The following is a 23,988-nucleotide window of genomic DNA, read 5'->3' on the forward strand; positions in this document are numbered from 1 at the left end:
AGTTTCAAGCTGCAAGTTAAAGGCCGGCCGGCTGTTTCTTGCAGCTTGTGACTTGAAGCTTGCCGCCGCTCCTATAACAAGAAACCGGAGAGCCACCATGTCCCTGAGCGTGTTCGACCTGTTCAAGATTGGCATCGGCCCCTCCAGCTCCCACACCGTCGGCCCGATGCGCGCGGCTGCGCGCTTCGTCGAAGGACTGCGCCGCGAGGGCCTGCTGGCGGCCACCACCCGCGTCAAGGTCGAGCTGTACGGCTCGCTCGGCGCCACCGGCAAGGGCCATGGCAGCGACAAGGCGGTGCTGCTGGGCCTGGAAGGTGAACACCCGGACACCGTGAATACCGAGACCATTGCCACTCGCCTGCATGACATCCGCAGCAGCGGACGCCTCAACCTGCTGGGCGAACACCTCATTGCATTCAATGAGAAAGAACACCTGGCCATGATCCGCAAGCCGCTGGCCTACCATCCCAACGGCATGATCTTTCGCGCCTTCGATGCCGCCGGCATCCAGATCCGCAGCCGCGAGTACTACTCGGTCGGTGGCGGTTTCGTGGTGGATGAAGACGCCGCCGGCGCCGACCGGATTGTCGAAGACGCCACGCCCCTCACCTTCCCCTTCAAGAGCGCCAAGGACCTGCTCAGTCATTGCAGCACCTACGGGCTGTCCATCAGCGCGCTGATGCTGACCAATGAAAGTGCCTGGCGCCCGGAAGCGCAAACCCGCGCCGGTCTGCTGCAGATCTGGCAAGTGATGCAGGACTGCGTGGACGCCGGCTGTCGCAACGAAGGGATTTTGCCCGGCGGGCTCAAGGTCAAGCGACGGGCAGCGGCGTTGCACCGGCAACTGTGCAAGCACCCTGAGTCGGCGCTGCGCGATCCGTTGTCGGTGCTGGATTGGATCAACCTGTATGCCCTGGCAGTCAACGAGGAAAACGCCAACGGCGGGCGCGTCGTGACGGCGCCCACCAACGGCGCCGCCGGGATTATTCCGGCCGTGCTGCATTACTACATGCGCTTTATCCCGGGTGCGAATGAAGACGGCGTGGTGCGTTTTCTGCTCACTGCCGCCGCCATCGGCATTCTGTACAAGGAAAACGCCTCGATTTCCGGTGCCGAAGTGGGTTGCCAGGGCGAGGTCGGCGTGGCCTGTTCGATGGCCGCCGGTGCGCTGTGCGAAGTATTGGGCGGCACGGTGTCTCAGGTCGAAAACGCCGCAGAAATCGGCATGGAACACAACCTGGGCCTGACCTGTGACCCCATTGGCGGGCTGGTACAGGTGCCGTGCATCGAACGCAACGCCATGGGCTCGGTGAAAGCCATCAACGCCGTGCGCATGGCCCTGCGCGGCGATGGCCAGCACTTCGTGTCCCTCGACAAAGTCATCCGCACCATGCGCCAGACCGGCGCCGATATGAAAAGCAAATACAAGGAAACCGCCCGCGGCGGTTTGGCCGTCAACATTATCGAATGCTGAAGCGACCTCGATCGCTTGCGCAGTTTTTTCAGGAGCTCAATATGTCCACCGAACACCTGCTGCACACCCCGCTGCACGCCCTGCACCTCGAACTCGGCGCGCGCATGGTGCCCTTCGCCGGCTACGACATGCCGGTGCAATACCCACTGGGAGTGATGAAGGAACACCAGCACACCCGTGAACAGGCCGGGTTGTTCGACGTGTCGCACATGGGCCAGATCCGCCTGAGCGGCGCCAACGCGGCGAAAGCCCTGGAAACCCTGGTGCCGGTCGACATCATCGACCTGCCGGCCGGCATGCAGCGCTACGCCATGTTCACCAATGACCAGGGCGGTATCCTCGACGACCTGATGGTCGCCAACCTGGGCAACGACCAGCTGTTCCTGGTGGTCAACGCTGCCTGCAAGGACCAGGACCTGGCCCACCTGCGTCAGCACATCGGCCATCAATGCAGCATCGAGCCGTTGTTCGAGGAACGCGCCCTGCTCGCCCTGCAAGGTCCGGCCGCAGTCACGGTGCTGGCACGCCTGGCCCCGGAAGTCGCACAGATGACATTCATGCAGTTCAAGCCGGTGACCGTCAGCGGCATCGACTGCTTTGTCAGCCGTTCGGGCTACACCGGCGAAGACGGTTTCGAGATTTCGGTCCCGGCCTCCAGCGCCGAAGCCCTGGCCCGTGCGCTACTGGCGGAACCGGAAGTGGCGGCCATCGGCCTTGGTGCCCGTGACTCGCTGCGCCTGGAGGCGGGCCTGTGCCTGTATGGCCACGACATGAACAACGAGACCACGCCCATCGAGGCAAGCCTGCTGTGGGCCATCTCCAAGGTTCGACGCGCCGACGGCGCCCGAGCGGGTGGCTTCCCGGGTGCCGAACAGGTGTTCGCACAGCAGCAGAACGGCGTCAGCCGCAAACGCGTCGGCCTGCTGCCGCAGGAGCGTACGCCGGTGCGTGAAGGGGCGGAAATCGTCAATGAAGCTGGCGACATCATCGGTAGCGTCTGCACTGGCGGTTTCGGACCTACCTTAGGTGGCCCTTTGGCCATGGGTTACATCGACAGCCTTTATAACGCGCTCGATACGCCAGTTTGGGCAATTGTTCGTGGGAAAAAGGTGCCTATGCTTGTAAGCAAAATGCCATTTGTCCCACAACGCTACTATCGCGGTTGAACAACTGTTTCTATAAGTAACGCGGTTGCGTTAGAAGTGCACTAATCTGTAACGCAACCGCCATAAAACAGTGCACGTTTTCGATATTGAACTTGGCTTATAACAATTGAATAACTCTATCGTCTAAGCATGGCCAGACAGGTCCAACCAATAGGCCAAGGCCGAGCAAAACCGGGGGATTTCGCAGGGCTTGTTTTTTCTCCCGTAGTTGGCGTAGAGTTTCTCCACTGTGTTTGCATGGGTCGCTTGGAACCGTGACCTGGGCAGTAGCCAACAAGTTAGCTACAACCCGTTCGACGTCTCTTACTTTCCTGCAACCCAGCCCAGTACTCTTTCTTGAGAAAGAGACTGTCATTAATTTTTGTGTCAAAGGAAATAAGAAATGTCCCAACGTCAGAGCGGTACCGTCAAGTGGTTTAACGACGAGAAAGGTTTTGGTTTTATCACTCCAGAAAGCGGTCCGGATCTGTTCGTGCATTTCCGCGCCATTCAGGGCAACGGCTTCAAGAGCTTGAAAGAAGGCCAGAAAGTGACCTTCATCGCCGTGCAGGGTCAAAAAGGCATGCAGGCTGACGAAGTTCAAGCCGAAGCTTAATCGTCTGTAACGAAAAAGCCTCTGATGCTGACATCAGAGGCTTTTTTGTGCGTGCAATTCCGTAAAATGGCTTCTTTTCAGCCCAGACGAGAGCCGTGCCATGTCGAAACACCTGCTAAGCCCCCAAGGCGACTTCCCTGCCGTCGGCCTGGGCCGCCGCCTGGCAGGGATGTTCTATGATTTCCTGCTGTGCACCGCATTGATGATCGTCACCGGCGGCATCTACAAAATGATCCAGATGCAGATCATCGGCGAAGCCAAAATGCGTGCGTTGACCGAAGCCGGCGCCCTGGATGGGGACCCGCTGTACTCCACTGTGTTGCTATTTGTGTTGTTCGGCTTCTTCGCCAAGTTCTGGACCTACTCCGGCCAGACCTTAGGCATGCAGGTCTGGGGCATTCGCGTACAGAACGCCGATGGCAGCAGCATCAGTCTGTGGCAGGCGCTGCTGCGCTTTATCGTCTCGATCGCCTCGTGGCTATGCCTTGGCCTGGGGTTCTTCTGGGTACTGATCGACAAACAAAAGCGCAGCTGGCACGACATTTACTCCAGCAGCCAGCTAGTACGCATTCCCAAGAAGAAAAAGTAATTCGCCACATATAAAAACGCCCCGACAGATCGGGGCGTTTTTGTTTGGCCGGCAAAACAGATCAGGCATTGCCTGCCAGCTTCATCCGCGCGGCCTGGGTGAAGTCCAGCATGCGTTTGAGCGGACGAATCGCGTGGGGGATCAAGGCCGGGTCGACGAAGATCTCGTTACTCCCCGTACGCAGGCATTGCAGGGTGCGCTCCAGGGTGTTCATGGCCATCCAGGGGCAATGCGCGCAACTGCGGCACGCCGCGCCGTTACCGGCCGTAGGCGCCTCGATGAAAACTTTGTCCGGGCACAGCTGCTGCATTTTGTAGAAAATCCCGCGATCGGTCGCCACAATCAGGGTCTTGTTCGGCAAGCGTTGGGCCGCGGCAATCAGTTGACTGGTGGAACCCACCGCATCGGCCAGCTCGATCACTGAGGTCGGGGACTCCGGGTGCACCAAAATCGCCGCGTCCGGATACAAAGCCTTCATGTCTTCGAGCTGTTTGGACTTGAACTCTTCATGGACAATGCACGCACCGTCCCAGAGCAGCATGTCGGCTCCGGTCTGGCGCTGGATATAAGTACCCAGGTGTTTGTCCGGCCCCCAGATAATGGTTTCGCCGTTATCCATCAGGCTTTCGACAATTTCCAGGGCGCAACTGGAAGTCACCACCCAGTCAGCGCGGGCTTTGACCGCCGCCGAGGTATTGGCATACACCACCACGGTGCGCTCTGGGTGTTGATCACAGAACGCCGAGAACTCTTCCACCGGGCAGCCCAGGTCCAGGGAGCAGGTCGCCTCGAGGGTCGGCATCAGCACACGCTTTTCCGGGTTGAGGATCTTTGCGGTTTCCCCCATGAACTTGACCCCAGCTACCACCACCGTCTTGGCCGGGTGCGCATTGCCGAAGCGAGCCATCTCCAGGGAGTCGGAAACACAACCGCCAGTTTCCTCGGCCAGGGCCTGAATCACCGGATCACAATAGAAATGCGCCACCAGCACCGCGTCCTGAGCCTTTAGCTCGGCGGCGATAGCAGCACGGTAGCGGGCCTCCTCATCAGCACTGAGCGGCTTGGGCTGCTTGGCATCGAGGTGGGCTTGAACCAGAAGGCGTTCGGAAATCTGCGTCATGTTCGCAAGACCTGCAGGCGCATTCGCGCGAAAGTCGAGTATACACCCGGCTCCGGACCACTCGGGTCCCGCCGGGAGAGTGAGTATTTATCAGGCACGGACAGCTGTTAGGCGGGCAAGGCTACAGAATATCCCCTTGATGTAAAAGATGATTCTGAGCGGTGGGAGGTCGTGCACATTGCCCGTGCAACGCCCTGGGCACTCAGTGCTCGCCCAAGAGCGCCAGGAACCGTTGGTGCCTATCAAGAATGGAGAAACGTGGGTGATTACTGAGTGTGTGGTCGTCACCGGTTGTTCGGAGCCCTATTAGATAATGCGGCCAAGTTCATCCAGGCTTATCTGAGGTATTACATCCGAAGGTATGCGTGAGGAGTTGGATAAGTTGTAGACCTGAAAGCGATCACCCATCACTTTCTCGGAAACTATTTCGAAGGAAGGCAAAATTCTGGTGAAAAAATGTTGATCCAGTCCACAGGGGGAAAGATCCGTAGTCCTGTCTTCGTAAAATCGTCTTGCTGATTGGTTGAGGTCGACTCCCACCATTACTGCTTTGGTGAAACCCGCGTGATAAGCAATTTGCAGTGCCAGATAAGCCACTGTGCGGGCATCAAAGAAACCCCGTTTAAGATTTTTACTGAAGCCAATTCGGCGATTGCGGCGCCTGAGAAAATTGCGGTTCCTTATCAGCTCATTGTCTTCGCCCATTAACTCCGTCCAGGAAAGTTTGGGGGCTTTACTTAGCAGAAACACCTCCCCCCTTGGAGTAATGGAAGAGGCCCGTAAATGCTCTTCCCACAAAGCAACCCGCTCACTAATCAACATCGCCTGGGAAAACAACTCGGGCTGCTGATTGGAGAAGTCCCTATCGGTACAGGTATAGAAGAACGGTTTGACTCCAGTGCCAACAAACTTTGAAATCGCCCCATTCATGGTAATCATTGGGACGTGAGCAAAATCCTCAGGATGAAAATCCTTGGCAGATGCACCCGAGGCAATAATAAACACAGTGCCTTGCTGGATGTTTCGACAATCATCCAAGTCGCGAATATTGGGAATACAACTCATTTGCACTCATCCAGCCTTTGAAGTCATCTGGCTCAACATCAGATAAATCACACTACTAACCCCTTCGCGCAGAAAACGAAAAATTATATACAGACAAATCCACACAAAAAACCAACACATGTAAAAAATAATTACTCAATCTAAATCGATAGCAAACAAACTCAATCATCGAATCATATTGATAGCATTGAACTGATTGGTATCAAATTGCTTACATTGACCACTGAGGCGGCGAACTTCGGATAATGAGCGGCGATAAAGCGGATTTAATGTATCAAACGCACAAGGACAAGACCTTGTCATGGGCAGCAGTAGCTTGGGCGTTCAGAAAGACTGCAAAAAAATCGGGCGCTGGCCCGATACACCTCTGAAGCCCTTCGGCACTTGATGTCGATTCGGCCCCATCAATTCAACGGCGACCTGAGATACCGGTCCAGGCAGGGAAAACAGCACAAGGCCGTGCCCGGGAGGACTGACCCTGACCACCGAATTGCGAGCAAAAAAAAACCCGGAAATCCTCACTTGCGTGGGCCTTCCGGATTTTCTAAACCGCCAAAAATGGTGGGTCGTGTGGGATTCGAACCTACGACCAATTGGTTAAAAGCCAACTGCTCTACCAACTGAGCTAACGACCCGCTGTGTGGTGGCGCGTATAATACTGATTTCTAACGGGAATTCAACACCTTATTTGAAATAAATCAGAAATAAGGTGTTGGGTCAGTAATCCCGGCTGCGGAAAAGCCTTCTGCGCGCAGGCGGCAGCTGTCACATTTGCCGCAGGCGTAGCCTTTATCGTCGGCCTGATAGCAGGAAACGGTCAGCCCGTAGTCGACCCCCAGCTTGACCCCCGCCTTGACGATTTCAGCTTTGCTAAGGTTCTGCAGGGGCGCCTGGATGCGAAAGCCCTGCCCCTCTACACCGGCCTTGGTCGCCAGGTTGGCCATGCGCTCGAAGGCTTCGACGAACTCGGGGCGGCAATCCGGGTAGCCGGAATAATCCACAGCGTTGACGCCGATGAAAATGTCGCGTGCGCCCAATACTTCCGCCCAGCCCAGCGCCAGGGAAAGAAACACCGTATTACGTGCAGGCACATAGATGATCGGAATGCCTTCACTTGGGCCTTCCGGTACAGCGATCGCGCTATCGGTCAAGGCCGAACCACCGATGCCATTCAGATTCAGGCCGATGACCTTGTGCTCAATCACCCCCAGATCGCGAGCCACACGCTCGGCCGCCTGCAGTTCGGCGCGATGTCGCTGGCCATAGTCGAAGCTCATGGTGTAGCAGCTGTAACCCTCGGCACGGGCCATGGCCACCACCGTGGCCGAGTCCAGCCCGCCAGACAGGAGGATTACCGCACGCTTTTGCGTGGAGGGAGTGTCATCTGCTCGCTCGGTCATATCAGCGCCCCGGCTCGTCGTTCCAAAGATATTTGTGCAACTGCAATTGCAGGCGCACAGGCAGGTTGTCCGCCACCACCCAGTCAGCCAGGTCGCGTGCGTTCAGGTCATGGTGGCTGGGGGAGAACAACACCTCGCCTGCACGCCGCTCAAGGCCGTACTGGATCAGCTTGGACACAGCCCAGTCATAGTCTTCACGGGAACAGATGACAAACTTGACCTGATCGTTAGGTGTCAGCAGATCGATGTTTTCGTAGCGATTGCGCCGAACCTCTTCCGATCCGGGAGTCTTCAGATCAAGCACCCGACTGACTCGCGAGTCGACCGCAGAAATATCCAGCGCACCACTGGTTTCGAGGGAGACCTCGTAACCCGCGTCGCACAACTGTTTGAGCAAGGGAATGGCGTTAGGTTGCGCCAGCGGCTCGCCACCGGTGACACAGACATAACGCGGGCGGAACTCGGCAACCTGCTCGAGGATGCTGTCCAGCGTACGCAGGGTGCCACCGCTGAAGGCATAGGCACTGTCACAGTACTGGCAACGCAACGGGCAACCGGTCAGGCGCACAAATACTGTGGGCAGCCCGGCAGTCCGAGTTTCCCCCTGCAACGAGTAGAAAACTTCGGTAATTCTCAATGTGTCTTGCATAGTCGCCACGGGCGTAACAGCTAAACAGGCTGTCCGCCTCCGTCAGGCACTTCAAGAGACTCCGCCAACGCGTGAGCCCCAGGAAGCGTGTTTCATAAAAAGGGCATGGATTCTAACGAAAAAACCCGCGGCAAGCGCGGGCTTCTTCAAAACGGTCAAGCCATGATTACATGCGTTGCAAATCGCGCTGTGCCAATTGAGCAGCGGAAGTGCCCGGATATTGCGCAACCACCTGCTGCAGAATGCCTTTGACCCGGTCGGTGTGACCCAGGCGGCGCTCTACGTCAGCCAGTTTATACAGCGAGTCCGGCACTTTGGCGTGCTTGGGATACAGCTGGGATACCTTGGCAAAAGCCTGACCCGCGCCTTGCAGGTCGCCCTTGGCCAGGTTCACTTCACCCAACCAGTACTGGGCATTACCCGCGTATTGGCTGTTCGGGTATTTACGCAGGAAAGCGCCAAAAGCCTGGCTGGCCTTGTCGAAATCCTTGGCTTTGATCAGGTCGAAAGCTGCATCGTAATACAGCTTTTCCTTGGCCGGATCACCCGGTTCACTGCTGGCTGCAGGGGCTTGTGTCGCAGCTCCGGCAGCCGCACCGGCGGCATTATCACCACCGGCAGAAGAATTATCAGGAGTGGCGGCAGGTGCAGCGCCAGATCCAATGCGCCGATCAAGATCCTGGTATCGCTCCAGGTTTTCCTGCTTCATGCGCGAAACATCATTTTGCAATACTTCAATCACACCTTGTTGCCGTGCGATTTGCTCCTGCATTTGCTGCAGTTGCTGGAACAGCTCGCCCTGTGCCGAGACAGGGGTCGAAACCCCTCCCCCGGCATAGGCGCCGTTCGTACCATAACCCGCTGGCGGATAACTGCCCCCGCTATTGTTATAGCCTGAGTTGTTATCGACCACAGGAACCGCAGCCCACGCCGCAAGCGGCGCGAGGCTGAGAGCCAAAATAGTTACAGCACGACGGCACGTTCGCATGACGAATTACTTACGCAGTTCGACGCGACGGTTTTGAGCCCAGGACTGCTCGTCGTTGCCGGTAGCAACTGGACGCTCTTCGCCGTAGGAAACCAGTTCCAGCTGAGCTGGGGAAACACCTTGCAGTACCAGGTAGCGCTGAACGGCTTTCGCACGACGCTCGCCCAGTGCCATGTTGTACTCACGAGTACCACGTTCGTCGGTGTTGCCTTCCAGAACAACGCGAGCGCCGTTTGCTTTCAGGTCTTTGGCGTGAACGTCCAGAGCGCGCATGGCTTCTGGCTTCAGGTCCGAGCTGTCGTATTCGAAGTAGAAGGTGGTGATTGCGCGCAGAGCAGCTTCTTCGCTCAGGGAGCCGTCAACTGCACCAGTGTTAGCGCCGTAACCAGCGTTTGGATCAACAGCGCCTTCGCCAGCGTTGTCGCCGCCTTTGGAGGAGCAACCTACAGCTACAGCCATGGCCAGAGCCAGCGCAGCAAACTTACCAAACTTCAGCATTTCCATCGTGAAACTCCTAATGAACCCCAGTGTGTTAAGTAAAACGTGTAGCGCCGCGTCAGTTCAGGTAAGGGGACCAGGAAGGTTCTCTGACTTCGCCTTGTGCGGTAGGAAGCGGGAGCCTTACGCGTCCATTAATGGACACGAGCATCAAGACTCCCCGGCCCTGCTGGCGGGTGGCGTAGATTACCATGGTGCCGTTGGGCGCAACAGTAGGCGACTCATCAAGTGTGCTATCTGTAAGGATTTTTACGCTTCCGCGCTGCAAATCCTGAGCCGCAACCTTGAAGTTTGTGAAGCCGTCCTGCCGGTGAATCATTACCAGCGTCTTTTCATCCGCCGACAATTTCGGGTTGGCGTTGTAGTTACCAATAAAGGTCACACGCTCTGCACCACCGCCGCTGGCGCTGGTTTTGTAGATCTGTGGCTTGCCGCCACGGTCCGAGGTGAAGTAGATAGTCGACCCATCTTTACCCCAGAAAGGTTCGGTGTTGATACCCGGGCCACTGGTGACACGGGAGATCTGACGCGAACCCAGGTTCATCACATAAATATCCGGGTTACCGTCCTTGGACAGTACGAAAGCCAGGCGCTGACCATCTGGAGACCAGGCAGGAGCACCGTTCAGGCCTTCAAAGTTGGTGATCTGCTCGCGGCGGCCGGTGTCGATGTGCTGGACAAAGATGCGCGGACGCTTCTGTTCGAACGACACATAAGCGATACGCTTGCCATCCGGAGCAAAGCGTGGCGACAGGATCGGCTCACGGGATTGCAACAGAGTCACCGCACGCGCACCGTCGTAGTCCGAGCGTTGCAGAGTGTAACGGGTGTTTTTCTCGGAAAACCGCTCAGCCGTCACATACAGCATGCGTGTCGAGAAGGCACCCTTGATACCGGTGAGTTTTTCGAACGACTGGTCGGCGATGTAGTGGGACATGTCGCGCAGTTGATCAATGCTGCCCGACACGCTGCCGGTCAGCACTTGCTGCTCGGTGGCGACGTTGAACAGGGCGTATTGCACCTGCAGGCGACCGCCCGCCGGAACAATGCTGCCGACCATGATGTACTGGGCGCCCAGGGCCTTCCAGTCACGGTAGATGACTTCGCTGGCCTGAGTCGGCAGGCCGATCATGTTCTGTTTTGGAATCGGCGAGTAGTAACCCGAGTTGCGCAGGTCGTTACCGATGATTTCCGCCATGTCGTCCGGCAGCACGCTGCCACCCTGCCAGCCGAAAGGAACTACGGCGATAGGGGTGGCCCGGTCACTACCGCTAGTGACCAGAATGTTCTTTTCATCCGCTGCCGCTATCCCTGCCATACAGCAAATAACGACAAGCATTCCTCGAAGAAGGTTTCTCACAAGGCTAGATCCTCAGGTGTGAATGTCATCTTGAATGAACGATAGGGAGCGAAATCGCTCGGTTTCATTCCCTGCATTTCTGTCAAACGCCCAATGTTCTTGACTGCCGCCACCGCCGAAGCGTCGAACGGACCGTCACCACTGGACTTGGATACGCTGACCGTGGTCACCGTACCGTCAGGCAACATGCCGATTTGAAGCACAACCGTCATACCCTTGCGTGCCGAAGGAGGACGAGCCCACCCTTCTGCCGCCCGAGCACGAATCAGATCGTCGAAACTGCCCGCGACTTCATCGCCCTGCTCATCAGCCAAGGCCTGCTGGCGCTGCGGCGTGTCGGAAAGCAAGTCAGCCAAGGCCTGAGCCTTTTTCTCTTCGGCTGATTTACGCGCGGCTTCCTGCGATTTCTTCTTCGCAGCATCGGCGGCAGCTTTCTTCTTCGCGTCTTCGGCGACTTTTTTCTTCGCCTCGTCAGCTTCAGCTTTCTTCTTGGCGTCTTCCGCGGCTTTTTTCTTCGCGTCTTCGACTATCTTTTTCTTCGCTTCTTCAGCGGCCTTTTTCTTGGCCTCTTCTTCAGCGGCTTTCTTGGCTTCTTCTTCGGATTTCTTCTTGGCTATATCAGCCAATTGTTTCTCTTCAGCTTTTTTAGCTTCCGCGGTCTTCTTCGCTTCGTCGGCTTTCTTGGCTTCATCAGCCTTTTTTGCCTCGTCCGCTTTCTTCGACTCGTCCGCTTTCTTTGCTTCTTCGGCTTTTTGAGCCGCTTCTTCTTTCTTTTGTTCCGCAGCCTTCACCGCTTCCTGCTCGACCTTCTTCTGCTCCATCTGTTCGACTTCGGTCTGACGCGCGGCGGATTTCTTCGCCTCACCCGCAATCTTCTGATTGGTCTGGGTGGTTGCCTGACTTTTCGATTTCAGCTGATACAGGGTCGCCTGGACAATCGGCTTGGCCGGTGGCAACTCAGGCGTAAAGGCAAAGCTGACGAACAGCATGCCAAATACCAGAATGTGCAGGCCTACTGCCCAGACACTCGGCCAGAAGTAGCTTTCCGAGGCGGACGGCTCTCGCTGTTGGTGCATCAGGGCGCCTCGGTAATCAAGCCAACGTTACCGACCCCGGCTTTCTGCAATCCGCCCATGGCCCCCATCACGGCACCATAGTCGACGGTCTTGTCGCCGCGAATAAACACCTGGGTGTGCTTGCCGCCTTCATTGCCGGCACGGATGATCTTGGTCACCGCGTCGGTCATTTGCGGCAAGGTCATCGCCTTGTCCTGCTGCTTGTCGGTATCGACTTCGCTGCCAAGGTTCCAGTAATAGGTCTTGTCAGCCTTGATCGAAATGGTCAGGACCTGGGTGTTGTTGTCTTGCGGCAAGGCTTCGCTGGAAACCTTGGGCAGATCAACCTTCACCCCCTGATTGAGCATCGGCGCGGTCACCATGAAGATGACGAGCAGCACCAACATCACGTCGATGTAGGGCACTACGTTCATCTCGGCAACCGGCTTGCGCTTTTTGCGAGCTCGAGCGATTAAAGCCATTGGAAATTACCTGCTTATTCTTCGCTGGTGTGCACTTTACGGTGCAGGATCGCCTGGAACTCATCGGCGAAGGTGTAGTAGCGGCTGGTCAGGGTTTCGCTGCGCGCGGCAAAGCGGTTGTAGGCGATAACTGCAGGAATCGCCGCGAACAGGCCGATTGCGGTGGCAACCAGGGCTTCGGCGATACCCGGGGCCACAGTGGCCAGGGTCGCTTGCTGGGCGGTAGCCAGGCCACGGAAGGAGTTCATGATCCCCCACACCGTACCGAACAAGCCGATGTACGGGCTCACGGAGCCAACGGTCGCCAGGAACGGCAGGCCGGTCTCGAGCTTTTCTTCTTCGCGGGAAATGGCCACGCGCATGGCACGGGCGACGCCTTCCATCACGGCTTCCGGGTCAACGCCGGGCTGCTGGCGCAGGCGGGAGAACTCTTTGAAGCCAGCACGAAAAATCTGCTCCACACCCGAATCCGGGTCCGGGTTGCTGCCAGCCTGACGATAGAGTTTGGACAGGTCGATACCCGACCAGAAGCGCTCTTCAAAGCTCTCCAGGGCACGTCGACCGGCACGCAGCATATTGCTGCGCTGAAAAATCATGACCCATGAGGTCACCGATGCGGCCACCAGAATCAGCATTACCAACTGCACCACGACGCTGGCATTGCTGACCAAGCTCCACATGGAGGAATGGTCGACGACGTTAGCTTCCACGCTTTATCTCCTGCTCTGAGTGTGTACCCGCGCCGCTCACGTCGGCAAAGGCCGCACGTAGAGCTTCGGGAATGGCCCGGGGTTTCAAACTATCGGCGCGCACACAGGCCACCAAAAACTGCCCTTCACAGAGCAGCGCATTATCCGTAGCCCGCCTGACCTGCTGTTTAAAGCGCAGGCTGACCCGGTTCAATTCGATTACTTGTGCACTTACCAGAAGTTCGTCATCCAGTCGCGCCGGCGCGTGGTAGCGCGCTTCGCTGGAATGCACGACGAACAACAGGTTCTCCCCTGCCAGCTGCGATTGGGCGAAGCCCAGATCACGTAGCCGCTCGGTTCGAGCCCGCTCCATAAACTTAAGGTAATTAACGTAATACACGATGCCGCCGGCATCGGTGTCCTCGTAATAAACGCGACAACGATGTGCGAACGACTCAAGCCCGTTTTGCGCGCGCATACTCTAGTGCTTACTCCTCAGGTTGCCAATCCGGCCAGGCAACTGTTTTTCATTCTCCTGCGCCTTTCTTGCGAAAGAACGGTCATGCCTGCCCCTAGGACAGCACAAACCTCGAATAAATCGACACAGGACGAGTTTTTAATCGTCTACGGCATCTAGGAATTCGTCTACCACAGGCATCTCCCCCAATCGTGACGGGATGTTAAGACCGAAGTGCAAATAGGCATGCCGAGTCACCACGCGCCCACGTGGCGTGCGCATGATGTAGCCCTGCTGGATCAGGTACGGCTCGAGCACGTCCTCGATGGTGTGCCGTTCCTCGCTGATCGCTGCCGCCAGACTGTCGACCCCCACCGGCCCGCCATCGAACTTCTCGATCATGGTCAGCAGTAGACGTCGGTCCTGGTGGTCGAAGCCACGTTCATCGACGTCAAGCAGGTTCAGTGCAAGATCGGCAATCGGCTTGGTGATATGGCCCTTGGCCCGGACTTCGGCGTAATCGCGCACCCGACGCAACAGGCGGTTGGCGATCCGCGGCGTGCCTCGGGCACGGCGGGCGATCTCGAACGCACCGTCCGGGTCCAGGGGCAACCCCAGAATCGTCGCTGAGCGTCCGACAATGGTTGCCAGATCGGCGGTGCTGTAGAACTCCAGGCGCTGGACGATACCAAAGCGGTCACGCAACGGGTTGGTCAGCATCCCCGCACGGGTAGTGGCGCCCACCAGGGTGAACGGTGGCAGGTCGAGCTTGATCGAGCGCGCCGCTGGGCCCTCGCCAATCATGATATCGAGCTGGAAATCCTCCATCGCCGGATACAGTACTTCTTCGACGATTGGCGAAAGCCGGTGGATCTCGTCGATAAACAGCACGTCATGGGGTTCCAGATTGGTCAGCAGCGCCGCCAGGTCTCCCGGACGCTCCAGCACCGGACCCGAGGTGCTCTTGATCGACACCCCCATTTCCTGGGCGATGATATTGGCCAGGGTGGTCTTGCCCAGGCCCGGCGGGCCAAAAATCAGGGTGTGGTCCAGCGACTCATTGCGCCCACGGGCCGCCTGGATAAACAGCTCCATCTGCTCGCGCACGGTCGGCTGGCCGATGTACTCGGCCAGGCTGACAGGGCGAATCGCACGATCCTGGACTTCTTCGCGGTCACGGGGGCCCGTGGCGGCGATCAGACGATCAGCTTCAATCACTTAAATCATTCCCTTCAGGGCGCGGCGGATCATGTCTTCGCTACTCAAACCTTTTTCCTTGATGGCAGATACAGCCTTGCTCGCCTCCTGGGGCTTGTAACCCAGGGAAATCAGCGCGCTGACCGCATCGGTCTCGGCACTGGCCACTGGTGCCGGCCCGTCCGGCTGGTTGGGCACCAGGGCAAACATGCTCGGTACGGTTTCCCAGGCCTTGAAGCGGTCCTTGAGCTCAACCAACAAGCGCTCGGCGGTCTTCTTGCCCACCCCTGGCACCTTGGTCAGCGCCGACGTGTCCTGGGCTTGCACACAACGCACCAGCTCATCGACTTCCAGACTGGACATCAAGGCCAGGGCCAGTTTCGGCCCGACACCATTGAGACGGATCAACTCGCGAAAAAAGTCTCGCTCGCGCTTGGTGCTGAAGCCGTAGAGTAACTGCGCGTCTTCACGCACGACCAAATGGGTGTGCAAGGTCAGGGGTTCGCCGACCGACGGCAGGCGATAAAGCGTGGTCATGGGCACTTCAACCTCATAACCCAGACCGTTTACATCAAGAATCAGATGCGGCGGCTGTTTTTCAGCCAAATTGCCGCGCAAGCGTCCAATCACGTTTCAGATCCTTAAAGACTGGCCAGATTCAATGGCTGGCGAATAACCGAGCGAGCATGACGGCCGGGCAGACAGGCGCACCAGGCTCCACTCCTGAATAGACTGCGCAGATGCTATCAGAGACGCAGGCGACCGCCACGACTGCGTGCCGTACCCAGGCCATGGGGCAACAGGCTGGAGCGGGTGTGAGCATGGCAGATGGCAATTGCCAGGGCGTCCGAGGCGTCGATCTGCGGCTTGCTGGTGAGTTTGAGCAAGTGCATGACCATCATCTGCACCTGCTCTTTATTGGCGCCGCCAGTGCCGGCCACCGCTTGCTTGACTTGGGTCGCGGTGTATTCGGCGATCTCCAGGCTTTCCTCAGCCCCCGCGACAATCGCCGCGCCACGGGCCTGGCCCAGCTTCAAGGCCGAGTCGGCGTTGCGCGCCATAAACACCTTTTCGATGCCCATGGTCACCGGACCATAGGTCTGTATGACTTCGCGCACACCGCGATAAACGATCTGCAAGCGCTCGTGCAACTCGCCGCCACCGGTTCGAATGCAACCGGAGGCAACGTACACGCAGCCACGCCCGGTATCACGGACCACGCCATAACCGGTGATGCGCGAACCGGGGTCGATGCCAAGAATAAGAGTCATAACGCCTGCTGCTGGAAAGAAATTGCCCGCCGACCGAAGCCGGAACCGCTAAAAGGCAGAAGCCGGAAGTACAGCACCGTTCGATCATCACGGCATTGCACCTCCGGCTTCATGAGTATTGCAGATGGATCAGCCGAGCTGCTCTGCCACCGACTCAGGAATATCCGCGTTGGAATAGACGTTCTGCACGTCATCCAGATCTTCCAGCATATCGATCAGCTTGAGGACCTTTTCCGCGCCTTCCAGATCCAGTTCGGCACTGGTGGTCGGCAGCATGACGATTTCCGCATCGGCGGCCTTGAATCCGGCGGCCTCCAACGAGTTGCGCACCGCGTAAAAACCGCCGAAGGAGGTGAACACGTCGACCGAACCGTCCTCGTTGCTCACCACATCATCGGCGTCGGCTTCCATGGCGGCTTCAATCAGCGCGTCCTCATCGACACCCGGCGCAAAGGAAATCTGCCCCTTGCGCTCGAACAGGTAGGCCACCGAACCGTCGGTGCCCAGGTTGCCACCACACTTGCTGAACGCGTGACGCACGGCTGCTGCGGTACGGTTGCGGTTGTCGGTCATGCATTCGACCATCACCGCCACGCCGCCCGGGCCGTAACCTTCGTAGGTCAGTTCGACCATGTCGTCGGTATCGGCCGCGCCGGCACCACGCGCCACCGCGCGATCGATGATATCGCGGCTCATGTTCGCGCCAAGGGCCTTGTCCAGGGCCAGCCGCAGACGCGGGTTGGAGCCCGGGTCCCCACCGCCCTGACGGGCAGCGACAGTCAGCTCACGAATCCACTTGGTGAAAATCTTGCCTTTCTTGGCATCCTGACGCTCTTTGCGGTGCTTGATGTTCGCCCACTTGGAATGACCTGCCATAACTTGCTCCAAATTCTCTTTGAAACCTTGCCCGCGACGCCCTTGGAGCGCGCGAACAACAAAATCCAGACCCAATAGAAAAAGGCGCACCCGAAGATGCGCCTTATCAGGTCAGCTTACTCAGCCTTGGGCTGTTCGCGCAGACGAATGTGCAGCTCGCGCAAGGCCTTGGCGTCTACCAGGCCCGGGGCCTGAGTCATGACGCAAGCGGCGCTCTGGGTTTTCGGGAAGGCGATCACTTCACGGATCGACTGGGCGCCGGTCATCAGCATGACCAGGCGGTCCAGACCGAAAGCCAGGCCACCGTGTGGCGGCGCGCCGTATTTCAGGGCGTCGAGCAGGAAGCCGAATTTCTCTTCCTGTTCCGCTTCGCTGATACCCAGCAGGCGGAAGACCGATTGCTGCATCTCTTTGCGGTGGATACGGATCGAACCGCCACCCAGCTCGGTGCCGTTCAGAACCATGTCGTAGGCACGGGACAGAGCGGTCGCCGGGTTGGCTTCGAGCTCTTCCGGGGTGCACTTGGGCGCGGTGAACGGGTGATGCAGGGCGGTGAAGCTGCCATCGTCGTTCTCTTCGAACATAGGGAAGTCGACGACCCACATTGGCGCCCATTCGCTGGTCAGCAGGTTCAGATCGTTACCGACCTTGATCCGCAGCGCACCCAGGGCCTCGCTGACGATCTTCGACTTGTCGGCACCGAAGAACACGATGTCGCCATCGACCGCACCAACGCGATCCAGGATCACATTGAGGTTGGCTTCAGGGATGTTCTTGACGATTGGCGACTGCAGGCCTTCGACGCCTTTGGCGCGCTCGTTGACCTTGATGTAAGCCAGGCCCTTGGCACCATAGATGCCAACAAACTTGGTGTAGTCGTCGATCTTGCTGCGCGGCATGCTCGCACCGCCAGGTACGCGCAGGGCGGCAATACGGCTTTTCGGGTCGTTGGCCGGGCCGCTGAACACCTTGAACTCGACATCCTTGAGCTGGTCGGCAACGTCTACCAGTTCCAGCGGGTTACGCAGGTCCGGCTTGTCGGAACCGTAACGACGCATGGCCTCGTCCCAGGTCATGTGCGGGAATTCGCCGAATTCCAGACCCAGCACTTCCTTGAACAGGTTGCGGATCATGCCTTCGGTGAGGCCCATGATGTCTTTTTCATCGAGGAAGCTGGTTTCGATGTCGATCTGGGTGAATTCAGGCTGGCGGTCGGCACGCAGGTCTTCGTCGCGGAAGCACTTGGCGATCTGATAGTAGCGATCGAAACCGGCCACCATCAGCAGTTGCTTGAACAGCTGCGGCGATTGCGGCAGGGCGAAGAAGCTGCCGGCGTGGGTGCGGCTCGGCACCAGATAGTCACGCGCGCCTTCAGGGGTGGCACGGGTCAGGATCGGGGTTTCGACATCCAGGAAGCCGTTTTCATCCAGGTAGCGACGGATGCTGGTGGTCATGCGCGAGCGCAGACGCAGTTTTTCCAGCATTTCCGGGCGACGCAGGTCGATGAAGCGATAACGCAGGCGGGTTTCTTCGCCAACGTCGGAGAATTCGTTGAGCGGGAACGGCGGGGTTTCCGCTTCGTTCAATACTTCCAGCTCGTAGCCCAGCACTTCGATCATGCCCGACGCCATGTTGGCGTTGCCGGCACCGGCTGGGCGCAGGCGCACCTTACCGGTGATCTTGACTACGTATTCACTGCGCACACGGTCGGCAGCAGCAAAAGTGTCAGCGCGATCCGGATCGAATACCACTTGAGCCAGACCTTCACGATCACGGATATCGAGGAAAATCACCCCGCCATGGTCACGACGACGGTGGACCCACCCGCAAAGAGTAATTTCCTGACCTTCCAGGCTTTCGTTCAGTTGGCCGCAATAATGGCTGCGCATCATGGTAGTGGTTTCACTTCTCGTAATTCGAAATTCGGTGGGAGGCCTTGCGCACCTCTAAGGTGCCGGATAGTGCAAGAACTCGCGCGTGTCGTTCAACTTAGTCAGCTTTGTCGCCGCCGGCCAGATTCTTCTTGGTGCCGGTCTTGAAGTCGGTCTCGTACCAGCCGGTGCCGCTGAGGCGAAAGCCAGGCATGGACAGCATTTTCTTCAATTCGGGCGCCTGGCAGGCAGGGCAGTCGACCAGTGGATCGGCACTGATCTTTTGAATGGCTTCCAGCTGATGACCGCAGGAGGCACATTGGTAGTCGTACATGGGCATGGGACGTCTCGACAATCAGAATGGAGCTTGAACTGCAGTCAGAGCCCACGCCAAAGCCCGGGCTACGGAACAAAGGGCGTGATTATATCCATTAAATCGACCCTGTGCAGCCGTATCCGGGCACAGAGCAAGGTTCACAGTACCCAGAGTGGCACCCGCCTAGTGACAGACCGCACCGCAGTCATTGCTGAGCATCGGCCAAATGCCAGGATATAAAGGCAGCGCGACGACGAGTGACGCCAAACGGCACCACTCGTCCCCGGCGGTTAGCGGTTATCGAGCAGGGAGCGCAGCATCCACGCGGTTTTTTCATGCACCTGCATGCGCTGGGTGAGCAAGTCCGCGGTAGGTTCGTCACTGACCTTGTCCAGCAACGGGAAAATGCCGCGCGCCGTACGGGTCACGGCTTCCTGACCGGCGACCAATTGCTTGATCATCTCTTCGGCACTCGGCACGCCCTCTTCTTCCTTAATTGAAGACAGGCGGGCATAGATCGAGTAGGCGCCAGGTGCCGGAAAGCCCAGCGCGCGGATGCGCTCGGCGATCAGGTCGACTGCCAGGGCCAGCTCGTTGTACTGCTCCTCGAACATCAGGTGCAGGGTACGAAACTGTGGACCGGTGACGTTCCAGTGAAAGTTATGAGTCTTCAGATAAAGCACGTATGTATCTGAAAGCAGGCGGGAGAGGCCATCCACGATGGATTTGCGGTCTTCTTCGCTGATACCGATATCGATTGCCATGTTTATCTCCGTTGACAGGTTGAATTCACCAAACCAGGTGCCGAACCACTCTAGCAAGAGTCAATCACCCTCGCTGAGCGGATTTCCCTTGAGGCCTGCGGTCAATTGTCCCGCAAGCTGCGACGTGCCATCACTCGGCTGCGAAAGCTCACGATGGAACGACTGAAAAACGGTGCTTATTGAAAATGCGGGCGCCAGCTCTCTAAATCAAGGCTTTGCACGATACTGCAAAGATTTGCGCTCCCCGCCGCCGCCCTGCCCGCTCCCACAGACACCGCAGCTGATTTGAGAAGGCAAGGGCTTTACTGTTAAATAGGCACCGTGTCGTTGTTGCCTATTTCTTCGGCCACAACGCATAGGCTGATACCACGTACGTGCCCAACGCCTCCCATTGTTCAGAAGCGAACCGTGCGTCATCAGCTCTTCCTTGCGATCCGTCTTAACGTGAGTTAATTAAAATGTTGAAAATCGTCCACCTGCTAACGGGCGCTGCGGCTCTGCTGCTGTCCTTTATCCCCAGCCTTCGGTCTGAGGCCATTCCCTACCTGCAACAACCTGATGCTGTATACCTGGCCTTTTTCGGCCTGCTCAACCTCACTCTGGCTCCGGTTATCCCTTACTGGAACAGAGGTCCACGTCACCAACTGCAAAACCTGGTCAGCGCGCTGCTGGTTCTGGCCGTGGTCCTGCAGACACTCACCCTGCTCGCTCCAATGCCGGTCATCGGCGGCCAACCTGCCGTCCTGTTCAGCCTGCTGACGGCGGTGATTGCCGTAGTTCTGCACCTGGCGGTCAGCTTCTACAAGTCGTCACCGGCTGCTGCCTCCTCCCAAACCTATGACATGACCAATCGCGATACGGGCACCGTCAAATGGTTCAACACGTCCAAGGGCTTCGGTTTTATTTCCCGCGATTCCGGGGATGATATTTTCGTGCACTTTCGCGCTATTCGCGGAGAAGGCCATCGCGTCCTGGTCGAAGGCCAGCGCGTGGAGTTTTCGGTGATGAACCGTGATAAAGGCCTGCAAGCCGAAGATGTGATCGCCGCTCTGCCGCGTCGCTGATTCAGCCGAAAAAAACCGCGTTGCAGCCTCGCTGCAACGCGGTTTTTTATTGCCCGGCCAATACACGACCTTGAATCAGTAATGCGGCGGGGGGGCCTCCTCCTCGAACGTTTCGAATTGACCGGCCATTTCCGCCTGGCGCTTGAGCAAGGCTGCCATCTGCAATTGCAGGCGCTCGACCACGCGCTGTTGCGCCACCAACACATCGTTCAGGGTCTGGATGGTGTCATCCTGAAACGCCAATCGGCTTTCCAACTCCATTACACGCTCTTCAAGGCTCATGAGTCAGGCCTCCAGGAACGTGAAGTCATCGGCCAGCACCAGGCGCAAACGCTCACGAATAGTTGCCACCTGCTCGGCCGTGTAAGGCCGCGCCGGGTGTTTGCCCCATACCGGGGCTGGCCAGGCAGCATCGTCACGTCGCCGCACAATAACGTGCATATGCAGTTGGCTGACTACATTACCCAGGGCTGCCACATTCAACTTGTCGGCATCGAACGAGTCTTTGAGCAACTCGGCGAACGCGGTGGTTTCGCGCCACAGTTGTTGTTGATCAGCATCATCTAATTGAAACAACTCGCTGATGTCGGCGCGACGTGGAACCAGAATGAACCAGGGATAATTCGAGTCGTTGGACAACAGCAACCGGCACAACGGGAAGTCGCCGATAGGCAATGTGTCTTGTTGAAGCCGTGGATCTAAAGCGAACACCGCGCGCACTCCCGCTCAGTTCATCAAATTTAAGCTTGGTGCCCGACAAGGCTGGCAGCCTGCCTGGCGAAAGGATGCAGCATACCCGCGAATGCCTTCGGGTTCATCGCCATCCGCCCTGAACTGCACGCTGCGCTACACACCCTGCAAAAGAAAAGTCCATCGCCCCACGGCGGAACATTTTCAGCGCCAACGCACCATCAAAGCGCCGACCGTTAGGCGTGATCTCGATCAGGCACCGCACCCGCTCGGCCATGGCAGCGTCTGCAATGGCACAACTGTATGAATTCAGCACAGCAGTCATGAACTTTTGCACCAAAACCGCACAGTGCGTCTACTCTTAGTGCGTCACGCATCCGCCGTTTACTCACAAACGGGGTGAACCGGTAACGTTTTTGATGGTCTCGCGATTTTTTCACAGGGAGCAACACAACCCAAGAAGCGGCGTCAAGCCCGAACCAAAGGACCTTAAAACGCAGGTTTTATGAGGTTTTTACAGGCCCGGGCCGGAGGTTAAAAAAAAATCCGAGCTTTTGCTGATTTGAGCACGCTTGTTGCATTCACCCCCACATCGTCTAAAAGAGGCTCTGCGAAAGAGAACCGCTTATAGGCCAATAATAATAGTGGCAGGGTCGCCCCATGCTGTTTTGATTGCCCACGACGAGGGTCTTTCTTACGTCAATACGGCTTTCAAAAACGACGCTTTAGTTGTCAGTCCGAATACAGTTGGACTACGAAATTGCGACATGGATCGAGCAATTTGCGACAGGCTCGTAAAGAAGCCGAAAGGATAGATACGCAAGTATCGCCAACATTGTCAGCGTGATATAAGTTTGCGCCGACACAAAAAGAAAGAGCCGCCCAGATAATAAATCAGGTGGGACGGCAGTACTCTTCTAAAAACCAAAGGAGCAAATCACGATGCGCGTGATGAAGTGGAGCATGATCGCCCTGGCTGTTTCAGCAGGCACCTCGCAGTTCGCAATCGCGTCTTCTCAGGACGAAGCCAAGGGCTTCATCGAAGACAGCACCCTGACTGCGAAAACTCGCATGATGTACATGAACCGCGATTTCAAAAGCGGCGTAGGCAACGATCGTCGCGCTAACGGTACCAATACCACCAGCGATGACGGCATCAGCGGCTATCGCCAGGACACTGGCATCAGCGAATTGCTCAACTATCAGTCCGGCTTCACTCAAGGCACCGTAGGTGTCGGCGTGGACGCAATGGCAATGGGCAGCGTCAAGCTTGATGGCGGCGCAGGCCGTGCAGGTAACGGTCTGTTCGGTACCAACGGTGCCGGCGAACCAGAAAACACCCAATCCAAAGCTGCAGCAGCCGTCAAACTGCGCTTGTCGGATACTGTACTCAAGTACGGTAACCAGGTTGTATCCAGCCCGGTATTCACTACCGATGACGGCCGTCTGTTGCCTGAAATCGCGACCGGCACCTTGCTGACCAGCAACGAAATCAAAGGCCTGGAGCTGACCGCAGGTCGCTTCACCGCCATGAGCGGCCAAACCGGCATGGCTCGTGACAGCATCAACGGCCGCAACACCGCTGACGGTACCTACAAGCCAGGTCTGACTGCAGCCAACATCGCAGGCGCTACCTACTCCGGCCTTGAAAACTTCATCTTCGCGGTCCATGCGTCCGACATCGAAGACTACTGGAAGAAGCAGTACTTCAACGTGAACTACACGTTGCCACTGAGCGAAAAACAATCGCTGAACTTCGACCTCAACGCCTACCGCAGCAAAGACGACGGCAAGAAACTGGCCGGCAATCTGGACAACAAAGTCTGGAGCCTTGCAGCTGCCTACAGCATCGAAGCTCACAAATTCACCGTGGCCTACCAGCAGTCCAGCGGCAAGACCGGCTACAACTACGGTGTTGACGGCGGCGGTACTGTGTACGTAGCCAACTCGGTGCAGATCTCCGACTTCGTGGGTGAAGACGAGAAATCCTGGCAGGCTCGCTACGACATCAACATGGCGTCGTTCGGTGTTCCTGGCCTGAGCTTCATGACTCGCTACATCCGTGGTAGCAACGTTACCGTCCGTGATGAAGACGGCACTCCAGGCAGCGATGGCACCGAGCACGAGTGGGATCTGGAAGCCAAGTACGTGCTTCAAGAAGGCCCGGCCAAGGACCTCTCGTTCCGTCTGCGTAACGCAATTTACCGTGGTAGCAACGCCGATTATCGCGGCACCAACTACGACAACCTGAACGACCTGCGTCTGATCGTCGAGTACCCGCTGAGCATCTTGTAATTCAGCGGCTATTCGATAGCGCTAGAGCCCTGCTCTAACAAAAACCGCCCACCTGAT

27 protein-coding genes and 1 tRNA gene are annotated in these 23,988 nt (G+C 57.5%); 6 read left to right on the forward strand and 22 right to left on the reverse strand.

The window, feature by feature from the left end; genetic code table 11:
• The first annotated feature begins 97 nt into the window (after positions 1–97).
• The 4 genes from AC19YX_RS16475 to AC19YX_RS16490 all read left to right on the forward strand — a co-directional run bounded on the left by AC19YX_RS16475 (position 98) and on the right by AC19YX_RS16490 (position 3,824).
• A complete protein-coding gene (locus AC19YX_RS16475; RefSeq protein ID WP_500606613.1) occupies positions 98–1,474 on the forward strand; it encodes an L-serine ammonia-lyase in 1,377 nt (458 codons plus the stop codon).
• A gap of 41 nt (positions 1,475–1,515) precedes the next feature.
• Entirely contained in the window at positions 1,516–2,640 is a 1,125-nt protein-coding gene (gene gcvT, locus AC19YX_RS16480) for a glycine cleavage system aminomethyltransferase GcvT (protein WP_500606614.1), read from the forward strand.
• 382 nt (positions 2,641–3,022) lie between these two features.
• Positions 3,023–3,235 (forward strand): cold-shock protein, encoded by a 213-nt coding sequence (locus tag AC19YX_RS16485; RefSeq protein WP_007977299.1) that lies wholly within the window; start codon positions 3,023–3,025, stop codon positions 3,233–3,235.
• Positions 3,236–3,335: 100 nt separating this feature from the next.
• Positions 3,336–3,824, forward strand: a complete 489-nt coding sequence (locus AC19YX_RS16490) for an RDD family protein (protein WP_500606615.1) — start codon at positions 3,336–3,338, stop codon at positions 3,822–3,824.
• 61 nt (positions 3,825–3,885) lie between these two features.
• On the opposite strand, the gene nadA is transcribed toward AC19YX_RS16490, so the two are convergent.
• The 19 genes from nadA to AC19YX_RS16585 all read right to left on the reverse strand — a co-directional run bounded on the left by nadA (position 3,886) and on the right by AC19YX_RS16585 (position 19,882).
• A complete protein-coding gene (nadA, locus tag AC19YX_RS16495) occupies positions 3,886–4,944 on the reverse strand; it encodes a quinolinate synthase NadA (RefSeq protein ID WP_078471851.1) in 1,059 nt (352 codons plus the stop codon).
• 306 nt (positions 4,945–5,250) lie between these two features.
• Positions 5,251–6,009: a WaaZ-like lipopolysaccharide core biosynthesis protein gene (locus tag AC19YX_RS16500; RefSeq protein ID WP_500606616.1), complete on the reverse strand. Its 759-nt coding sequence runs from the start codon at positions 6,007–6,009 to the stop codon at positions 5,251–5,253.
• A gap of 559 nt (positions 6,010–6,568) precedes the next feature.
• A tRNA-Lys gene (locus tag AC19YX_RS16505) sits at positions 6,569–6,644 on the reverse strand.
• Between the two features lie 63 nt (positions 6,645–6,707).
• Complete coding sequence (queC, locus tag AC19YX_RS16510; RefSeq protein WP_500606617.1) at positions 6,708–7,409, reverse strand: 7-cyano-7-deazaguanine synthase QueC; 702 nt, start codon at positions 7,407–7,409, stop codon at positions 6,708–6,710.
• Position 7,410: 1 nt separating this feature from the next.
• A complete protein-coding gene (queE, locus tag AC19YX_RS16515) occupies positions 7,411–8,058 on the reverse strand; it encodes a 7-carboxy-7-deazaguanine synthase QueE (RefSeq protein ID WP_078471854.1) in 648 nt (215 codons plus the stop codon).
• A 166-nt stretch (positions 8,059–8,224) separates the two neighbouring features.
• On the reverse strand, positions 8,225–9,046 hold the full coding sequence (gene ybgF, locus AC19YX_RS16520) for a tol-pal system protein YbgF (RefSeq protein ID WP_500606618.1): 822 nt from the start codon (positions 9,044–9,046) through the stop codon (positions 8,225–8,227).
• A gap of 6 nt (positions 9,047–9,052) precedes the next feature.
• Positions 9,053–9,550, reverse strand: coding sequence for a peptidoglycan-associated lipoprotein Pal (gene pal / locus AC19YX_RS16525; protein ID WP_003178634.1), 498 nt, complete (start codon positions 9,548–9,550; stop codon positions 9,053–9,055).
• 52 nt (positions 9,551–9,602) lie between these two features.
• Positions 9,603–10,883 carry a Tol-Pal system beta propeller repeat protein TolB gene (tolB, locus tag AC19YX_RS16530; protein ID WP_177326775.1) on the reverse strand — a complete coding sequence of 427 codons (1,281 nt, stop codon included), beginning with the start codon at positions 10,881–10,883 and terminating at the stop codon, positions 9,603–9,605.
• Between the two features lie 17 nt (positions 10,884–10,900).
• A complete protein-coding gene (tolA, locus tag AC19YX_RS16535) occupies positions 10,901–11,980 on the reverse strand; it encodes a cell envelope integrity protein TolA (protein WP_020297266.1) in 1,080 nt (359 codons plus the stop codon).
• Entirely contained in the window at positions 11,980–12,432 is a 453-nt protein-coding gene (gene tolR, locus AC19YX_RS16540) for a protein TolR (RefSeq protein ID WP_161955761.1), read from the reverse strand. The genes tolA and tolR overlap by 1 nt, the downstream gene beginning before the upstream one ends.
• A gap of 23 nt (positions 12,433–12,455) precedes the next feature.
• Positions 12,456–13,151, reverse strand: a complete 696-nt coding sequence (tolQ, locus tag AC19YX_RS16545; RefSeq protein WP_020297264.1) for a protein TolQ — start codon at positions 13,149–13,151, stop codon at positions 12,456–12,458.
• Complete coding sequence (ybgC, locus tag AC19YX_RS16550; RefSeq protein ID WP_020297263.1) at positions 13,141–13,608, reverse strand: tol-pal system-associated acyl-CoA thioesterase; 468 nt, start codon at positions 13,606–13,608, stop codon at positions 13,141–13,143. The genes tolQ and ybgC overlap by 11 nt, the downstream gene beginning before the upstream one ends.
• A gap of 138 nt (positions 13,609–13,746) precedes the next feature.
• Complete coding sequence (ruvB, locus tag AC19YX_RS16555; RefSeq protein ID WP_020297262.1) at positions 13,747–14,805, reverse strand: Holliday junction branch migration DNA helicase RuvB; 1,059 nt, start codon at positions 14,803–14,805, stop codon at positions 13,747–13,749.
• Positions 14,806–15,414 (reverse strand): Holliday junction branch migration protein RuvA, encoded by a 609-nt coding sequence (gene ruvA / locus AC19YX_RS16560; RefSeq protein ID WP_020297261.1) that lies wholly within the window; start codon positions 15,412–15,414, stop codon positions 14,806–14,808.
• 116 nt (positions 15,415–15,530) lie between these two features.
• On the reverse strand, positions 15,531–16,055 hold the full coding sequence (gene ruvC, locus AC19YX_RS16565; protein ID WP_020297260.1) for a crossover junction endodeoxyribonuclease RuvC: 525 nt from the start codon (positions 16,053–16,055) through the stop codon (positions 15,531–15,533).
• A 129-nt stretch (positions 16,056–16,184) separates the two neighbouring features.
• On the reverse strand, positions 16,185–16,931 hold the full coding sequence (locus tag AC19YX_RS16570) for a YebC/PmpR family DNA-binding transcriptional regulator (RefSeq protein ID WP_078471857.1): 747 nt from the start codon (positions 16,929–16,931) through the stop codon (positions 16,185–16,187).
• 116 nt (positions 16,932–17,047) lie between these two features.
• Positions 17,048–18,823, reverse strand: a complete 1,776-nt coding sequence (gene aspS, locus AC19YX_RS16575; RefSeq protein ID WP_020297258.1) for an aspartate--tRNA ligase — start codon at positions 18,821–18,823, stop codon at positions 17,048–17,050.
• 97 nt (positions 18,824–18,920) lie between these two features.
• Positions 18,921–19,142 carry an FmdB family zinc ribbon protein gene (locus AC19YX_RS16580; protein ID WP_020297257.1) on the reverse strand — a complete coding sequence of 74 codons (222 nt, stop codon included), beginning with the start codon at positions 19,140–19,142 and terminating at the stop codon, positions 18,921–18,923.
• 266 nt (positions 19,143–19,408) lie between these two features.
• Positions 19,409–19,882, reverse strand: a complete 474-nt coding sequence (locus AC19YX_RS16585; RefSeq protein WP_020297256.1) for a Dps family protein — start codon at positions 19,880–19,882, stop codon at positions 19,409–19,411.
• A 458-nt stretch (positions 19,883–20,340) separates the two neighbouring features.
• Here AC19YX_RS16585 and AC19YX_RS16590 point away from each other — a divergent pair, with 458 nt between their 5' ends.
• Complete coding sequence (locus tag AC19YX_RS16590; protein ID WP_020297255.1) at positions 20,341–20,946, forward strand: cold-shock protein; 606 nt, start codon at positions 20,341–20,343, stop codon at positions 20,944–20,946.
• Between the two features lie 75 nt (positions 20,947–21,021).
• Here the strand turns inward: AC19YX_RS16590 and AC19YX_RS16595 are convergent, their stop codons facing one another.
• The 3 genes from AC19YX_RS16595 to AC19YX_RS16605 form a co-directional block, all read right to left on the reverse strand.
• Positions 21,022–21,228 (reverse strand): SlyX family protein, encoded by a 207-nt coding sequence (locus tag AC19YX_RS16595; RefSeq protein ID WP_201127537.1) that lies wholly within the window; start codon positions 21,226–21,228, stop codon positions 21,022–21,024.
• A gap of 3 nt (positions 21,229–21,231) precedes the next feature.
• The gene (locus AC19YX_RS16600; protein WP_201127539.1) at positions 21,232–21,657 is read right to left on the reverse strand and encodes an HIT domain-containing protein; all 426 of its coding nucleotides are present in this window, start codon (positions 21,655–21,657) and stop codon (positions 21,232–21,234) included.
• A 103-nt stretch (positions 21,658–21,760) separates the two neighbouring features.
• Positions 21,761–21,961 (reverse strand): hypothetical protein, encoded by a 201-nt coding sequence (locus AC19YX_RS16605; RefSeq protein ID WP_500606619.1) that lies wholly within the window; start codon positions 21,959–21,961, stop codon positions 21,761–21,763.
• 617 nt (positions 21,962–22,578) lie between these two features.
• Here AC19YX_RS16605 and AC19YX_RS16610 point away from each other — a divergent pair.
• Positions 22,579–23,931, forward strand: a complete 1,353-nt coding sequence (locus AC19YX_RS16610; RefSeq protein WP_078471859.1) for an OprD family porin — start codon at positions 22,579–22,581, stop codon at positions 23,929–23,931.
• Positions 23,932–23,988: the final 57 nt, after the last annotated feature.

It is taken from the genome of Pseudomonas sp. MF09150, assembly GCF_059862355.1.

Coding starts and splice junctions, on each gene's coding strand:
- AC19YX_RS16475 (WP_500606613.1), top strand. CDS start 98: ATGTCCCTGAGCGTGTTCGACCTGTTCAAGATTGGCATCGGCCCCTCC.
- gcvT (WP_500606614.1), top strand. CDS start 1,516: ATGTCCACCGAACACCTGCTGCACACCCCGCTGCACGCCCTGCACCTC.
- AC19YX_RS16485 (WP_007977299.1), top strand. CDS start 3,023: ATGTCCCAACGTCAGAGCGGTACCGTCAAGTGGTTTAACGACGAGAAA.
- AC19YX_RS16490 (WP_500606615.1), top strand. CDS start 3,336: ATGTCGAAACACCTGCTAAGCCCCCAAGGCGACTTCCCTGCCGTCGGC.
- nadA (WP_078471851.1), bottom strand. CDS start 4,944: ATGACGCAGATTTCCGAACGCCTTCTGGTTCAAGCCCACCTCGATGCC.
- AC19YX_RS16500 (WP_500606616.1), bottom strand. CDS start 6,009: ATGAGTTGTATTCCCAATATTCGCGACTTGGATGATTGTCGAAACATC.
- queC (WP_500606617.1), bottom strand. CDS start 7,409: ATGACCGAGCGAGCAGATGACACTCCCTCCACGCAAAAGCGTGCGGTA.
- queE (WP_078471854.1), bottom strand. CDS start 8,058: ATGCAAGACACATTGAGAATTACCGAAGTTTTCTACTCGTTGCAGGGG.
- ybgF (WP_500606618.1), bottom strand. CDS start 9,046: ATGCGAACGTGCCGTCGTGCTGTAACTATTTTGGCTCTCAGCCTCGCG.
- pal (WP_003178634.1), bottom strand. CDS start 9,550: ATGGAAATGCTGAAGTTTGGTAAGTTTGCTGCGCTGGCTCTGGCCATG.
- tolB (WP_177326775.1), bottom strand. CDS start 10,883: ATGCTTGTCGTTATTTGCTGTATGGCAGGGATAGCGGCAGCGGATGAA.
- tolA (WP_020297266.1), bottom strand. CDS start 11,980: ATGCACCAACAGCGAGAGCCGTCCGCCTCGGAAAGCTACTTCTGGCCG.
- ybgC (WP_020297263.1), bottom strand. CDS start 13,608: ATGCGCGCGCAAAACGGGCTTGAGTCGTTCGCACATCGTTGTCGCGTT.
- ruvC (WP_020297260.1), bottom strand. CDS start 16,055: ATGACTCTTATTCTTGGCATCGACCCCGGTTCGCGCATCACCGGTTAT.
- AC19YX_RS16570 (WP_078471857.1), bottom strand. CDS start 16,931: ATGGCAGGTCATTCCAAGTGGGCGAACATCAAGCACCGCAAAGAGCGT.
- aspS (WP_020297258.1), bottom strand. CDS start 18,823: ATGATGCGCAGCCATTATTGCGGCCAACTGAACGAAAGCCTGGAAGGT.
- AC19YX_RS16580 (WP_020297257.1), bottom strand. CDS start 19,142: ATGCCCATGTACGACTACCAATGTGCCTCCTGCGGTCATCAGCTGGAA.
- AC19YX_RS16585 (WP_020297256.1), bottom strand. CDS start 19,882: ATGGCAATCGATATCGGTATCAGCGAAGAAGACCGCAAATCCATCGTG.
- AC19YX_RS16590 (WP_020297255.1), top strand. CDS start 20,341: ATGTTGAAAATCGTCCACCTGCTAACGGGCGCTGCGGCTCTGCTGCTG.
- AC19YX_RS16595 (WP_201127537.1), bottom strand. CDS start 21,228: ATGAGCCTTGAAGAGCGTGTAATGGAGTTGGAAAGCCGATTGGCGTTT.
- AC19YX_RS16605 (WP_500606619.1), bottom strand. CDS start 21,961: ATGACTGCTGTGCTGAATTCATACAGTTGTGCCATTGCAGACGCTGCC.
- AC19YX_RS16610 (WP_078471859.1), top strand. CDS start 22,579: ATGCGCGTGATGAAGTGGAGCATGATCGCCCTGGCTGTTTCAGCAGGC.